Genomic DNA, 15749 nt, shown 5'->3' with positions numbered 1-15749 from the left:
TATCTAATGGCAAGTGTTAACTGAGCAATAAGTGCTCTCTTTTGGTGCTCTCTTTAGGACTCTTACCTTTTTGGTGTATTTTTTTCTTGCCAGCAACAATGCGACAGAAGCCGCGTAAAATCACGGTTAACGCTAAAAAAACTAGCCATCTTTATCTTGCTACTGTAACGTCAACTGATGCTAAACTAATAGCCGCTTTAGGCGATACTCGCCGTTTATATTTCAGTCCGCACTAGAAAGGTCGCCTACAGGTTTATAGGGGGTTTTAGTGCCGCTTTTATTATCTACCATGTTTGTTGTTAAGGAAGTCTTGTTAAATCGATGGAAGATTGGGCGCTAGCAAGATTAAATACACAGCAAATCGATTTGTCTTCTCAGAGTCAGGCCGAGGCCTATGGACAATTAACGCGCAACGAGCTTGCCAGTATTTGCTCTCAGCTTAACTGTGATGCGGCCTTTATTGTGTTTCACCATCCTAACGATTATCAAGCGTTTGGCGGCATACTCCCCCATGATGTGCGCTGGATTGATGAGAAGCCGCCACAGCCAACAATTAACACTCGCCAAGTAAAGCCCAAGCAAGGAATAGAGGCTAATAGTGCCGTCAATCAGGTGATCAATAGTGCCATTGATGGTCTGATTAGCGATGATAACTATCTTGAATCCGTATTTGCGGCTAAAGATGCAAAATTTGCCACTGAAATGTTGCCGCAACGGGCACTTAATGCCCTAAAAGTGCTTACTGAGCACAGCCTGATGATGAGTCGCCCCTGTAACGTGGGTGATACCTGGCTAGTACTTGGGGTCATCACCCATAAACCTTTGGCCTTAGTATTAGATAAACATGCCTACCACTTAGCTTCATCCCTTGAGCTGCAAGCATTAAGTTTCTCCATCGCCAAGAAAGACCGCCAATACCAAGAATTATTTCAGCAGTTGCCTATTCCTTGCGCCTTGATAGATAGCGATAACAGGGTGATGGGCCTGAACCATATCGCTAAAAATAGTCTGTCTCTTGAACTGACAGCCAGTGTATTTACTCTCTTGGATGTGGATGATCATGCCATGCTGCACGACACCCTGCACATAGTCAGGGAAGGTTTGCTAAGGCAGGCATGGTGTGAGGTACCGTTATTGTTATCGGGTCAGCGTCACTGGTTTAAACTGAGTTTTTGTCATGCACTCGATGATAAGGCCCAACTCCTTATGTTGGCTGAAGATATCACCGAGCGCTATCGCTTAGCCGATGAGTTGTCGTTTCACTCTAATCACGATGTATTGACGGGTTTACCTAACCGAGTGCAGTTTGAGTTATTGCTGGATGAGGCTCTGAAAGATCCTGATAGCGCCAATGCCTGTGTGGCTTTTCTGGATTTAGATCAATTTCAAGTGATTAACGATGTCAGCGGTCATCAAGCCGGTGATGAGTTGTTATGCCAAGTGGCAAAACGCTTGAAGCTCTTGCTGCGTAAAGGTGATGTGGTTGCTCGCCTTGGTGGTGATGAATTTGGCATATTAATGTATTCGGCAACCCAAGAGTCGGCCACCTTAGTGGCAAAACGCATTTGCCTGCAGCTGTCAGAACATGAGTTTCAATGGCGCAAGGTTAAGCACAATGTCAGCGTTAGCATGGGGCTGGCAAAGCTTGATAAAAATGCGGGCGATATTTATACCGTCTTGAGTCAAATCGATGCATCTTGCCGCTTAGCCAAGGAAGAAGGCCGTAATCAGTGGCATTTTTACAGTAAAGATGATCCGCAGATAAGTAAGCTTTACAATCAGATGCTGGCTTCGGTGGATATCACAGGCGCCTTAGCGCTGGATGAGTTTGAGCTGTTTTATCAACTGATTGAACCCTTAGAAAAAGCTGACACTGGCCTTCATATGGAAGTCTTGCTGCGCATGGTGCAAAAAGATGGCAGCTATGTGTCGCCAGCCATTTTTCTGCCAGCGGCTGAACGTTACAATTTGGCCTCCCGTATCGACCGCTGGGTGATTGATAACTTGCTTAAGTGGGGGGCAAATAACTTAGCGACTTGGCAACAGCTGACCATGGTATCCATTAACCTGTCTGCCCTGTCATTAGGGGATCAAAAGTTTATGAGCTGGCTTGAAATGCGCCTCATGGTGGAGCCTGAACTGGTGGATAAACTCTGTTTTGAGATAACCGAAACCGCCGCAGTGAGTCAGTTAGATCAAGCCACTGCCTTGATTGATTTATTGCAGCCTCTAGGTTGTAAATTGGCGTTAGATGACTTTGGTTCTGGTTTTTCAAGTTTTGCTTATCTTAAGTGTTTAGACGTAGACTTTGTCAAAATTGATGGTCAATTTGTGGTGAACCTGTGTCAGGATAAGAGTGATAAAGCCATAGTCGCGGCCATCTGCCAGCTAGGTAAGGATATGGAGTTTGAAGTCATTGCCGAGTTCGTTGAAAGCGTCGAAGTGGGTTATCTGTTGAAAAACTTAGGCGTCGACTATGCCCAAGGCTACGCCATCGCTAAACCACAAAGATTATCTAGCCTAACATCTGGCTTACGTACCCCTTGGTTGGTGTCTGAAGCCTCTTTCTATTCTGGCGCCGATATTTAACCTGCCTTTGGACCTCAATTCAGAATCGTTAACCTTGCTTGCCTGTGGCCTTTGACGCCAGTACACTTGGGGCAGTTTTTTATTAAGAAGTTGTCTCCTTGTCGTCATTACCCATAGCAGACTTATTTGCAGCACTTAGGCAAAAGCTCACAAGCCATAAGCAAATCATCATAGAAGCGCCCACTGGGGCAGGTAAATCCACGGCTCTGCCCTTGGAGATGCTCGGCTGGCCTGAGATTACTGGCCGCATTCTCATGTTGGAACCCAGACGAGTAGCCACCCGCAGCGTGGCCCAGTTTATCGCCAAACAGCTTAATCAGGCTGTGGGGGAAACGGTCGGTTATCGGGTGCGAGGTGAGAGCAAGGTCAGCCGTCATACCCGCCTTGAAATCGTCACCGAAGGCATTCTGACGCGGATGATCCAAGACGATCCCGAGCTCACGGGTATAGATATCATTATTTTCGATGAAATTCATGAGCGCCACTTAACCACAGACTTAGGCCTAGCCTTAGCCTTAGAAGTGCAGCAATCCTTACGGGATGATTTGCGCTTAATTGCCATGTCGGCGACCTTAACCGGCCTGCCTTTAGAAGGCTTAATGCCTGAGGCGGCCAAGCTTATAAGCCTGGGGCGCAGTTTTAAGGTTGATATCGAATATCGCCCTGTCCCCAGTCAGCAGCAGTGGCTCGATTATATGGGACGGGTCATAGTTGAATTACTCACAAACCCCATTGACCATAAGCAAGCAAACTCTGAGGTATTCCAAGGCGGCTTGCTGGCATTTTTGCCGGGGAAAGGTGAAATTCAGCGTCTTGCCAGCGTGTTGTCTCAACGGCTTGACCCGCTAATGTTCCAAGTTTGTCCTCTCTATGGTGAGTTATCACCCGCCGAGCAAGATAAGGCGATTTCACCTGCAAAGGCTGGAGTTAGAAAAGTGGTGCTAGCCACCAATGTGGCCGAATCCAGTTTAACCATCAGCGATATCACCTTAGTCGTGGACAGCGGTTATAAACGCGGCGCCAGTTTTAATCCCAGAACCGGCGTGACTCGACTCGGGCTCAAGCGCATTAGCCAAGCGTCTGCGGTGCAGCGAAGTGGCCGCGCCGGCCGCGTTGCCCAAGGGTTTGGCATCAGGCTTTGGAGTCAGGAAGAGCAAGGGCGGTTATTAGCTGCCGATGAGGCTGAGATTGCCACCGCAGAGTTGGTTTCTATGGCACTGGAATGCGCCGCTTGGGGCGTGAGTGACTGTGAAAAACTCCCCCTGTTAAGTGCGCCGCCAGCTGTGCATGAGCAGTTAAGTTGGCAGTTGTTGCAGCGTCTTGAGCTGGTGGATGAAGGAAAAAAAATTACTGCCTTAGGTCAAGCGGCCCATGCCTTAGGCTGTCATCCAAGGCTTGGGCATATGTTACTCAAGGCCAAAGCCATATCAGCGACACAATCAATTGACAGTGCGAGTGATTTTTCAAATTTAGCCTGCCTGCTGGCGGCCATTATTGAGGCCCGCGGCTTGCCTAGAAAAGGCGCCGATATCAGTGGTTACTTAGCGTTGGCAACCCAAGGCAGTATGGGGCAACAGGCACGAAACTGGCAGCGAAAACTGGCGCTGAGTGGCAGCCTAGAACGGGCGGCAAGTCAGGCTAATAACAGTGATATCAGTCTATTACTCGCACTGGCCTTTCCCGATAGAATCGCTAAAGCCAGAGGCAAAGAAGGATTTTTATTGAGTAATGGTACCGGGGTCACTTTAGATGCCGCGGATCCTTTGTCGTTGAGCCCATGGTTAGTCGTCGCCGATTTTCAAGAGAATGAAGGTCGCAGCGCTGGGCGAGTGTACCTTGCTGCCGAACTTGACATGAGCTTATTCGACGATGAATTAGCCTACTTAGTCTCTAAAGAATCTCACTGTGGTTGGGATGAAATCAAGGGGCGTTTCTTTGGCGAAAACCGTTATAGGCTCGGGCACATAATAGTAAAAACCCAAACGGGACAAGTGCTTGATGCTGAGGGGCGCACGGCGGCGTTGATTGCGTTATTGCGCGAAAAAGGATTAAGCCTAGTTAATTTTGATGAGGCTGTTATCCAGCTGCAAAACCGCGTACAGTTAGCCAGAATTTTTGCCCCTGAATATGACTGGCCCAGCATGGATGAAGCGGCTTTGTTAGCCGAGCTGGAACATTGGCTGGGTCCTTACTTGAGTGAGGTAAATAACTTAACTAAATTGAGCAAGCTTAATCTATTGCCTTTGTTGTCATCGCGCCTTAGTTGGGAGCTGAATCAAAAATTGGAGATACTTGCCCCCACTCATTGGCCTATGGCAACGGGGACCCGTGCCCCCATTAGTTATCATTATCAGCAAGATGGTACCCAGAACCAGGCTCAAGCTAGGTTAAGTGTGCGTTTACAAGAAGCCTATGGCCTGAGTCAGAGCCCAGTGTTATTTAATGGCAAGTTAACCGTCACCATGGCCTTGTTATCACCGGCGCAGCGACCTTTGGCACTCACCTCAGATTTAGCCAGTTTTTGGAATGGCCCTTATGTGGACGTGAAGAAAGAAATGCGCGGCCGTTACCCTAAACACTTGTGGCCGGATGACCCAATAAATACTGTGCCAACTAAATTTACCAAGAAGAAAACCCCAGGTTTGAATTAACTAAAGAAGCCCCATGACGACTAAAGCAAAAACGAAATCGAAATCAACAAAAACGCGTAAATCAGGTTCTTCTTGGTTGGCTCGCCTCTGGTCCATCGGCTGGAAACTCAGCATAGTACTGCTGGCATTTTGCAGCTTTTATTCTATTTATTTGGATCAAATCATCGCCCGTAAATTTGAGGGCCAGAAATGGCACCTGCCGGCGCAAGTGTTTAGCCGTTCCATGGCGCTCTATCCTGGGGCTGCGGTGAATCATCCGCAATTAATGGCCGAACTTAAATTGCTGGGCTATCGAAAAGTCGCTAACCCGACTCAAGTGGGGGAGTTTTCAGCTTCCAGCACCCGCATCGAACTGTGGCGCCGACCTTTCTTGCACCCTGAAGGGGATCAAGCTGAGCTGCGGGTAATGATAAGTTTCGACAGTTACGGCATTAATTCCGTGAGACGCATGACTGATAAGCGTGAGCTTGCAGTGTTCCATCTGGAGCCTGTGCTGCTGGATAGAATTATCGCAGGTGACGGTGAAGACAGGGTATTTGTGAACACTGAAGCCATGCCCCAGGCGATTGTGGATGCGCTGATTTTGGTGGAAGATCGCAGCTTTTATGAGCATCATGGGGTGAATCCGTTTGCCATAGCACGAGCCGCCTTAGTCAATATAAGCGCGGGTCGTACTGTGCAAGGTGGCTCTACCTTAACTCAGCAGCTAGCGAAGAACTTTTTCTTAAGCAGTGAGCGCTCTATCGTGCGCAAATTGCGTGAAGCCTTGATGGCGCTCATCATAGATTTTCGCTACAGCAAGGATGCAATTTTAGAAGCCTACTTGAATGAAGTGTATATGGGGCAAGACAAGTCCCGCGGCGTGCATGGCATGGGGCTGGCTTCACAGTTTTATTTTGGCCGCCCAGTGGCAGAGCTCACTATAGCGCAGCAAGCCTTCTTGGTGGCTGTGATTAAAGGGCCATCCTATTACAATCCATGGCGTTACCCTGAACGCGCCCAAGAGCGCCGTGATTTAGTGCTGCGTTTATTGATGGAAGACAATAAATTAACAGTGGCACAGTACAAGGCGGCAGCGCGCTCACCCTTGGCACTGCGTGATGCTAGACGTTCGGCTCATCAACAATTACCTGCCTTCTTTGCTGTGGTTAAAAATGAGTTAAAGCAGCGCTATGGTACTGGGCTATTAAAAGAGTCTGGGGTCAAGGTCTACACTACGCTTGATCCTATGGCGCAGGAGGCGGCTGAGAAAGCCGTTGTATCCACCATGAAATCATTAGAGTCACGGACTAAAAATGTCCAAGTGGGCATGGTGGTTACCGATAAATACACAGGCGGGATTGCCGCCATGGTGGGGGATAAGGTACCTGGGTTTAGCGGCTTTAACCGTGCGGTTGAAATACGTCGCCCCATAGGCTCGTTAGTGAAACCTTTTGTTTATGCCACGGCGTTAACCCAAGGGGATAAATTTACCCTAGCGACCCCCATTGATGATAATCCAATCACCTTGAAAAACGAGCAAGGTAAGCTGTGGTCACCCAAAAACGTCGATAAGAAATTCTCGGGTTCCGTGCCACTAATGACGGCGTTTAAACAATCGATGAACGTGCCTACAGTGAACGTGGGTTTAAAAGTGGGGGTGGATAATGTTGCGCAAACCCTCGCCAATGCCGGCTGGTCTGAAGCCATTAACCCATACCCCTCTATGCTACTCGGGGCGATTAATGGCTCGCCCTTAATGGTGGCGCAAACTTATCAAACCTTAGCCAATGGTGGCCGTTTTAGGCCGCTAACTTCTATCACTGCGGTGCTCGATAGCCAAAATCGTCCTTTAGAGGTCAATCAACTCAACCCTGTACAGGCCATGTCACCGGCGGCGGATTATCTAGTTCAATATGCCATGCAGCAGGTGGTGCGCTCAGGCACGGCAAGTCGCTTAGGTCAGGCTTTCCCCGGCGTTGCGCTTGCGGGCAAGACAGGCACCAGTAACGACAGTCGCGATTCTTGGTTTGCCGGTTTTGATGAGCGAAATGTGGCCGCTATCTGGGTGGGGCGTGATGATAATGGCAAGACTAACCTCTATGGCAGCAGCGGCGCCATGGCGGTTTACCAAGCATTCTTAGCGGAGCGGCCGCCACTCAGCTTACGTATGCCGGCGGTTGAAGGTGTGGTGCAGGGCTATTTCGATCGCAGCACCGGCGTCGCCATGTCCGCCGATTGCGGTGATGTTCAAGCCTTGCCAGCTTTAACCCAGAGTTACCAGCCTGCGGCCAATTGTGGTCAGCCGCTTTCTTGGTGGCAACAGTTATTGGGGAAATAACTAAGGCAGTCGCTTCTTGCTAGACCTTTGATGACTTGAGCCTGTTGTGGGCTCAAGTCATCGGGTGAGTTGTTTTACGTTTTTGCAGTAAACTTGCGCCAAAATGAGTTTGGCATCCTGGTATATGGCTGCGTCAATTACAGAAGAATCCAATAATATGTTTTTATCTCCTTATTTTTCAAATAATAACAATAAAGTTGTTATTTCTTCCCAGCAGGCAAGTGACTTTGCTAAGCAGGTCGCTCAAGATTTTAATCCTATTCATGATGTGGGCGCTAAGCGTTTCTGCGTTCCAGGGGATCTGTTATTTGCATTGATCTTGACCCAGTGCGGGTTAAGCAAAAATATGACCTTTAAATTTGCTGGCATGGTTGGGGATGGGGTCGAGTTAGCGTTAGACCCTAACGCCGGAGATGAGTTTAGCCTGAGTGACACCCGTGGTAAAACTTATTTAAATGTAAGTCGTAGTGGCGACATGAGTCGCTGTGAGGTGCAAACAGAAGCCTTTATTCGCAGCTATGTGGCGTTTTCTGGACTTAACTTCATCCATGTATTAATTCCTTTGATGAAGGCCCGCAAGGTGATGATTAACCCTGACCGTCCCTTGGTGATATACGAGAGCATGTCGTTCCATTTGGACACCTTAGATTTCAGTGAAATGAGCCTACATTTGGCCTCACAAGAGCTGGCAATTGATGGTAAACGTGGTGATGTAACCTTAACCTTTGAGCTATTAAGTGAAGGCAAGATAATAGGTACAGGTAAAAAGACCTTAGTGCTCAGCGGTCTACGTGAGTATGAAGAAGAGGCCGCTCAAGGCATGTGCAACACTTATGAGTCGCGCAAGTTGATGTTTTCTTAAGTCATAAGCTTAAATAATAAAAATGCCTGTACTCCTAGGGAGACAGGCATTTTTTATGGCTTAGATTTAACTAAAGAGACTTAATTAAATCAATTTTATCTAGTCAGCGTTTCACTATTAACTTTGAAGCCTGAAAAGTACAGGCTTCTGTTAGCTAGGGTTAAGCCGTGGTATTGATATTGTGCCCTGAATTACCGACCGGAGTTGCAGCTTCGATTAGCTTAACTGCAATCTCACCTTCCGCCTTTTGCTGCTCTTTGGCGAGTTGGGCCACTTTTACGCCCAAATCACCATTGCTTGTATTAACTGGAATACTACTACTGTTAATCGAGATTGCCATACCAGACCTCTTTAGATAAATGGTAATTGTTTATCGACATATCTTGAACAAACTTTAGCCTAAATACATCCAGTGAGGACAAATATTCACATATTTTTTTGTCACCCAGACTTCGGTTTTAAGGTTTGCTGCTTAGGATTACAAAAGTGCTTGAGTTTGTTATTATTGTTTTAACTTGTGCGCAACCTAAATAAGGGTTCCTATGAAGCCCCCATTCGCTGTCAACCCCGAATCAACAGTCCATAGACAGGATCCCATGCCTGCTAGTCTCGATGCTCAAGTGTGTTTCTCATTATACAGTGCTGCCAATGCCATGGTGCGCGCCTATCGACCTTTTCTGGAGGAGTTGTCGCTGACTTATCCGCAATACTTAGCCATGCTAGTGCTGTGGCAGCAAGATGGGATCAGTGTGAAAACCTTAGGGGAAGCGCTACATCTGGACTCGGGGACCTTAACACCTTTGCTTAAAAGGTTGGAAAATAAGGGCTTGGTGACTCGTGGGCGTTCACAAGGTGATGAGCGAGTGCGGGTGCTCTGCCTCACCAAACAAGGTGTCGCCCTTAAAGTTGCCGCAGGGTTAATTCCTGAAAAAATGCGTTGTAAACTGGGCGACGACGCTGGTCAGTTGCAAGCGCTTAAACGGCTGTGTGACAAGGCGCTAATGCTACTAACAGATTAAAGAGCGTTATTTTACCGTAAGGCAAAATTACATGGTCATAAAAATATCATAGACTTGTCATAGTATTTCTCGAATTCAGTAATAAGTGACGCTCATCACTTTGGTTTTATTTTCGAACAAGGCATTCATTATGTGGCAGATTTTTATTCGTTTTCTCACGTTAGGCTTAATCAGTTTTGGCGGGCCTGCTGCCCATATTGGCTATTTTAGGCAGCTATTTGTACAGGAGCTGAATTGGCTTGATGATAAGCGCTACGCCAGTTTTGTCGCCCTGAGTCAATTTATGCCAGGACCTAGCTCCAGTCAGGTGGGTTTTGCCATTGGTTATCATAAAGGGGGGCTATTAGGTGCTCTGATGGCCTTTATCGGTTTTACCTTACCCTCATTTATGCTGATGTTTTTACTGGCGGTGACCAGTGCTCACTGGCTTGAGAATGTTCAAGTTGCCGGTGCTATTCATGGGTTAAAACTCTTGGCTTTGGTGGTGGTCGCTCACGCCACTATGGGCATGTTTCAGCAGTTTTGCCAGCGTAAAACGGCCCAGATTATTATGCTGGCGACCGCTGTCATCCTCTTGATATTTCCCTTCATGTTAGCTCAGTTATTAGTGCTGTTAATTGCGGCCATGCTAGGCACTGTGTTGCTCACGCGAGGGGCTGATACCCAAGTTGAACAATCGCCCATAGCGCTTAATTATTCTTGGCTGTTGTTATTCATTATCGGCTTGTTAAGCTCATTTTATTTTATTAATCATCACGATAGTTTAGTCCAAATGTTTGCTCAGTTTTATCAGGTGGGCAGCCTAGTCTTTGGTGGCGGCCATGTGGTGCTGCCATTATTGCAAGCTAATGTGGGGGAACTTGTCTCCCCAGATAGATTCTTAACAGGCTACGCCTTAGCGCAAGCGATCCCAGGACCCATGTTCACTCTAGCGACTTTTCTCGGCGCCGACATTTGGCTTGAATCACCCATTTTAGGGGCCTTAGTTGCAACGTTGGCGATATTTATTCCTGGCTTCTTACTCATGCTAGTGGGGCTTAAAAGCTGGCATGCGATTAGTGAGCGCCCAACCATTGCTGGCGCCATAGCTGGGGTAAATGCCGCCGTGGTGGGTTTGCTGTTAGCCGCGCTTTATCAACCTGTGTTCACCACAGCCGTGCTCACCCCGCTAGACATGGCGCTGGTATTATTAGGCTTTGGTATGCTTAAAATATTCAAACCTAGCATAGTGTTATTAGTGCTAGGTTTTAGTCTCGTTGGCGCAGTGATGACTTTCTTATGAGTAAAAAATGTGATGCAAAAGTGTGATGCAAATGTCTCATGAATAACTGTGATGCATAAATTCAATATCAAGTGGTACTGCCTATGAACCTACAGGGTATGCGCGCCTTAGTGCTAACGGCCGAGCTTGGCTCAGTATCGGCTGCTGCAAGGCGTATGGGTAAGCGCCAGTCTCAGGTGAGCCAGTGGCTGAGCAATCTTGAATTAGATCTTGGCTTGACCTTGTTTGAGCGTACTCAGAATCAGATTGTACTCAATGCCGCAGGGGAGGCGTTATTGCCAAGTGCCATCATGGCACTATCGCAATGGGACAGTTTTCAAGGTGCCGCCGAGGTGTTAGCCCTGCAGGGTAAAAATACCTTAGTGCTAGGTGTAGAAAACTATATTCCCATCAGCAGCCTTAATCAGGCTGTTGTACTATTTTGCCAAGCCTTCCCTAAGGTCAATGTGGAGATTATCAGCGACAGCCGTGATGCCTTGCTGGAGAGCTTTAAAACCAAAGAGATTGACCTAGTACTCGTCAATGAGGACTTGAGTCTGGCTCAGCTACAATGGGGATATTGCCGAGTAGGACGTTATCAAGATGTGTTCGTAGTAAGCCCTGACCACCCATTGGCTGGTCAAGTTTGTGATGGCCGCGAGCTGGCGCAATACCGTGAATTAATTTGGGGCAGGGGGGAGATGAAAGCGGATATCCTCGATGTGGGCTTTAGCAGCCATTATTGCATCAGCCCTGATTTACCCCAGTTGCTAACATTGCTGGGCCAATTACCTGCTTACAGCGTGCTACCTAAGGTGTTAGTGCAGTACAAGTTGGACTCAGGCGAGTTAGTTATACTAAACCTCGCCAATGAACTCGCTCCCATGGCGCGCTTTACCCAGCTGTTTTGGCATCATGGTTTCGAGCTTAGCCCCCTAGGCAAGCCTTTGCTGGCTGAACTGAAAGTCGCCTTAAACCAAATGATTTGAGCTTTGATTGTTGAGTCTTAGTCTAGTTTATTGTTGCCTTAAAGATGGTTTGAAATAAGTTCATTTGGTGAACCTGGCTATTATGTTTATTGAATAATGCCTTCCTACCAGTTAGCGATTGCTAGTGCCATAAATGTTATATAGAAATTGAAAAGTTGATCAATAATTTAAAGACCTCAAGGTGTAAACGTCTCAGTGAGCTTTAAATGTGAAAACATAATAATCACATTTTATTCACAACTGGGCGTTAAATTTCTTGAACCTAATCAATAATTTTAATAGCATCACTTTCCTTATAAGCGTTAGTTTAAATACGAGCCTACTATCAATGAGAAAAATAATTATAATCCTAGTGTCGTTAGCGACACTCATTATCACTGGATGTGGCTCTACACCGCAGCCTCTCGTCCCTTTACAAACAAATCAATTGAGCCCTGAAAAGAAAATAGGGATCTATGTCACTGACATAGGTGAAGCGACAACTAACATTTATGGTGCAGGTTGTTTGCTTTGTTATGGTGTAGCTTCTGCAGCGAACAGCTCATTAAGTTCACATTTGGAATCGTTAAGTACAGAAGATATTACTTCAATAAAGCAAGTTTTACTTGAGGGCTATAGAAAGCAGAGCAGTTCAGTTGAATTCGTTAATATTGACCCGAAAGAGTTCAAAAAATTAAAAAAATTCAAAGGTGAATTGGGCTTTGCGAAACAAGATTTTCGTTCATTAAAGGATAAGTTGAATATAGATGTACTTGTTGTATTGAACATTGTCGAGCACGGGGCATTTAGGAGCTACTCTTCATACATTCCAACGAGTGATCCGCAAGGTTATGTTAATGGTTTAGTTTATTCTGTAGATTTATCGACTAATCAATACCTGCAATATTTACAAGCGGACAAAAAAGTAGCTGTAGAAGGCGAGTGGGATGAACCCAAAGTATTTCCTGGTGTGACAAATGCTTATTATCAAGCCGTTGAGAGTGTAAAAGATACAGTAAATAGAATTTTCTTGTAATGGAAAAGTGTTTTTTTGAAGCCTTGATTTTACTGTGCATACTTACAGCCCTTTCGGGCTGTAAGTCGCCGAATCGAGACGATTATATTTCGGCAAAACTCTTATCGAAGGCTGATTTTATTCAGGAAGAGCAGTTTACCTTCTCTTTAGAATCCCTATCAGCGATTGATGTCCGAGGGGAGTATGTCAATGATGACTCAATCAATCAGCCTTCTATAATGTACGCAGGCATTGGCGCTGGCGGTATGCTGGCACAAGTGGTTGCTCATGCCGCGATCAATAGTTCATTGCAAGATAATGCACTCTCTGAACGTCAAATCATGGCTAATATGCAAATAGAACCGATTTCAAGGTTAGTTCTTGAGACTAAATTTCAGGATTTTCTAGGCAAATACCAAGATTTTTACGTATCGATAGATAAAGCAGATAATAAAACAATATTTTTGAAGCCGATCTATTTTGTTAGTCAAAATTTAGAACGCTTGTCATTGAAAATGGTTGTTTGGAGTGGAAAAAAGAATAAAGGAAAAAGGAAGCAGAACTGGGAATATCAAAATCTCATTGAGGTTAATAGCAGAGTGTTGAACAAGGATGAAATTGATAAAATTATCTCCGGTCAAGGAAAGGAACTCTTAGATGCGCTATTGATGGAAATGTCTCAACTTGCACTATCGAGTCTCCAATCTGAGGTCACAGGTGTTATATCGCAGCGCTTGCTAGATCCTTCAGTTAAACCAGCGACTATTACGATTAAAACTGGTGAGACGAAAGAGTACATTAGAGGAACAATTGTGGAGCATAGCTGCCGTTATACCTTGATTAGAAATTTACGCAACTGGTTGATCCATTACCCTACATCTCAAGTTTTATCTCCTGAGGTTGTTGGTGAGCTTACAGATTACCCTAAAGACCACCCCGCTTACTGTTTGACTAAAGCCTTATAATTGACAAAGTGGTCTAAGGAGCGCTGATCTTGCTAACCATGAACGCCGTTACGCGGCGTCCATGGTCATAACTATTAAGAGTTAAATAATAGTTTTTCGGCTTCTCAGTAAGCAATTGACATCTTTACTATGTTTTGTTTTAACATCGATAAGCGCGTGGTAGTTGTCAGTGAAATATTGCTCGGTTGTCACACTGGCATCTTTAAAACTAATAAAAGCACCTTTAGTGTGTTTGATGGGAAAATCACGGCAACTGGCTATCCAATCTTGGGCACGGTTTTCTGCTAAGCGATTGGGAATAGCATCTATAATGTCTTGTTCTGTCATTGCGCAATCTTTGCCATTTGGCTGATCCCACCATGCTTGGTATTGGATGGTAAAGGCACTGGTTTGATAAGGGAATGCAACCGGTAATTGCAGTTCCTTGGGTTCGCTGAGTTTCTTCGCATAATACTCACCACTGATAGCCCCTAGCGTGATGTAGGCGCTGACAGTGTTACACTCTTTAGTGTGCAATAGCCTTGATTGCAATGAGCAAACTAATTGTTCTCGACTGGTTTTATTCCAGTAAGGAGTCGGCATTCTAGAGGTTATTTTGTGAGGTGATGGGCAGTCATCTTCAAGGGTTAGTCCATTATTAACTCTATCCCAATGATCAAAATGCAGTGGATAGATTTGGTTATTGGCTTTAGTGTTTAATTGATACCAAGTATTTGCAGGCATGGCTTTGTCAAAACTGTCTTTAATGCTTTTTACATCGCCTTGATCCAGAAGTGGTTTACCTAAACGAGCGTAACTTTTATCCCGCCTAACTATTTGCCCTAATGTTTTCACCCATTGTAAAACCATATTCAATAAATCAAGTGGCGTACCGCCAAAATGGCCGTTAAAGTTCCAATCTAGTAACGCGTCACAGCTTACCTCTTGTTCATTTGCCACAGGCTTGGCGATCATTTGCAGATTAGTTCCTATTAAATGAGGGTTATTGCCTTGAGCAATAACCTGCTCCCAAGCGGCAATAATATGTACCGCTTTAATGTGGCTCAATACTGGAAAGGTAGTGCGTTTTATCACAAAACTTTTCGCTATTTGTGGCAAATCGAAGGGTTCAAAAAATAATTCAGTGACAATGCCATAGCTTAATCCACCGCCACCTCGTAGGGCCCATAAGAGTTCATCATTTTCCTGTTCTGTTTTAAGGTTTATGGTTAGTGTGTTGAATGTGGCGCTACTGCCCAGAAAGCGAATGTCGCCGTTGCCAAGCACTAAGGTTGCCCCGGTTAAGCGTTCACAACCCATACCATATTTGCGTGTCCAAGGTCCCCAACCCCCTCCCATGGTGTAGCCTGCAATGGCTACCGTTTTACATGTGCCGTGAGCGATAGCTAAGTGTGCTTGATCAAGAACCGGCTTAATTTTTTGAAATCTTGCACCAGGTTGTACAGCAAGCTGTTTGATCATTTGTCCTCGGTATGGGGTTAATCCTGGCTTGATTTCAACATGATCCATCAAGGAGAAATCAAGCAGCACCTTACCGGTTGCAGTACATTCCCCTTCATGGTCATGGCCACCGGATCTTACGGTAAAGGGCAAAATATGCTTGTTAGCAAAAGCCATGAACATAGCGACTTGTTCGGTGTTTTTAACCTTGATAATAAGTGGTGGCATAAAATCAAACTTACGATTAAACACCTTACGCGCTGCTTGATAGGCTAGATCCGTCTTAGGATCGCACGCCCAAATAAATTCAGGTTTTAAGGGGAAGGTGGAGAATTGGGCTTCGCAGGCCTTAAGTATTGCGAGATCTATTGACATGGGTATCTTCCTTAATGATGGCTCGATGCTGAACTTGTGACTGGACATTGTGCAAGGGTGCTGCCGTTAGTTCGATTGCTGTATTCAAATAAGCCCAAGCTTTAACTAAAATAAATGGATTTTACTAAGCCATTCAGCACTATTTTTAATCACACTACTCGCTCTGTATTTCAGTGACGATTACCCATAAGGCTATTTTTGAGTATGATTCTTAGACCCACAAGCTATGGGAGAAAATACATCGCTAACTATGGTCTGGGGCTATGGATGGTTATTTATCAGGT

Annotated in this window: 11 protein-coding genes; 9 read left to right on the top strand and 2 right to left on the bottom strand. The window is 45.7% G+C overall.

The genetic code is table 11. From position 1 onward, the window contains the following. Window positions 1-321 precede the first annotated feature (321 nt). From SDEN_RS16460 to SDEN_RS16445, 4 genes are all read left to right on the top strand, one after another. Window positions 322-2589 carry a putative bifunctional diguanylate cyclase/phosphodiesterase gene (locus SDEN_RS16460; RefSeq protein WP_011497587.1) on the top strand — a complete coding sequence of 756 codons (2268 nt, stop codon included), beginning with the start codon at window positions 322-324 and terminating at the stop codon, window positions 2587-2589. Window positions 2590-2687: 98 nt separating this feature from the next. Continuing rightward, window positions 2688-5240, top strand: coding sequence for an ATP-dependent helicase HrpB (gene hrpB, locus SDEN_RS16455; RefSeq protein WP_011497586.1), 2553 nt, complete (start codon window positions 2688-2690; stop codon window positions 5238-5240). A gap of 13 nt (window positions 5241-5253) precedes the next feature. Further along, window positions 5254-7560, top strand: a complete 2307-nt coding sequence (gene mrcB, locus SDEN_RS16450; protein ID WP_011497585.1) for a penicillin-binding protein 1B — start codon at window positions 5254-5256, stop codon at window positions 7558-7560. 157 nt (window positions 7561-7717) lie between these two features. After that, window positions 7718-8422, top strand: coding sequence for a DUF3581 domain-containing protein (locus SDEN_RS16445; RefSeq protein WP_041406474.1), 705 nt, complete (start codon window positions 7718-7720; stop codon window positions 8420-8422). Window positions 8423-8582: 160 nt separating this feature from the next. Here SDEN_RS16445 and SDEN_RS16440 read toward each other — a convergent pair whose 3' ends face one another. Next, window positions 8583-8762, bottom strand: a complete 180-nt coding sequence (locus tag SDEN_RS16440; RefSeq protein ID WP_011497583.1) for a hypothetical protein — start codon at window positions 8760-8762, stop codon at window positions 8583-8585. A 256-nt stretch (window positions 8763-9018) separates the two neighbouring features. Here SDEN_RS16440 and SDEN_RS16435 point away from each other — a divergent pair, with 256 nt between their 5' ends. From SDEN_RS16435 to SDEN_RS16415, 5 genes are all read left to right on the top strand, one after another. After that, complete coding sequence (locus SDEN_RS16435; RefSeq protein WP_041405864.1) at window positions 9019-9441, top strand: MarR family winged helix-turn-helix transcriptional regulator; 423 nt, start codon at window positions 9019-9021, stop codon at window positions 9439-9441. 130 nt (window positions 9442-9571) lie between these two features. After that, window positions 9572-10723 carry a chromate efflux transporter gene (gene chrA / locus SDEN_RS16430; RefSeq protein ID WP_011497581.1) on the top strand — a complete coding sequence of 384 codons (1152 nt, stop codon included), beginning with the start codon at window positions 9572-9574 and terminating at the stop codon, window positions 10721-10723. A gap of 83 nt (window positions 10724-10806) precedes the next feature. Beyond that, window positions 10807-11691 (top strand): LysR family transcriptional regulator, encoded by an 885-nt coding sequence (locus SDEN_RS16425; RefSeq protein ID WP_011497580.1) that lies wholly within the window; start codon window positions 10807-10809, stop codon window positions 11689-11691. A 328-nt stretch (window positions 11692-12019) separates the two neighbouring features. Further along, on the top strand, window positions 12020-12706 hold the full coding sequence (locus tag SDEN_RS16420; RefSeq protein WP_011497579.1) for a hypothetical protein: 687 nt from the start codon (window positions 12020-12022) through the stop codon (window positions 12704-12706). After that, complete coding sequence (locus tag SDEN_RS16415) at window positions 12706-13650, top strand: hypothetical protein (RefSeq protein WP_011497578.1); 945 nt, start codon at window positions 12706-12708, stop codon at window positions 13648-13650. Before SDEN_RS16420 ends, SDEN_RS16415 begins: the two co-directional genes overlap by 1 nt. Window positions 13651-13731: 81 nt before the next feature. On the opposite strand, the gene SDEN_RS16410 is transcribed toward SDEN_RS16415, so the two are convergent. Next, window positions 13732-15465 carry an FAD-binding oxidoreductase gene (locus tag SDEN_RS16410; protein ID WP_011497577.1) on the bottom strand — a complete coding sequence of 578 codons (1734 nt, stop codon included), beginning with the start codon at window positions 15463-15465 and terminating at the stop codon, window positions 13732-13734. Window positions 15466-15749: the final 284 nt, after the last annotated feature.

The organism is Shewanella denitrificans OS217 (genome assembly GCF_000013765.1).
In the GTDB taxonomy this organism is placed as follows: domain Bacteria; phylum Pseudomonadota; class Gammaproteobacteria; order Enterobacterales; family Shewanellaceae; genus Shewanella; species Shewanella denitrificans.
Note: the sequence above shows the minus strand (reverse complement) of the source record. Positions and strands in the feature narration are given on the sequence as shown.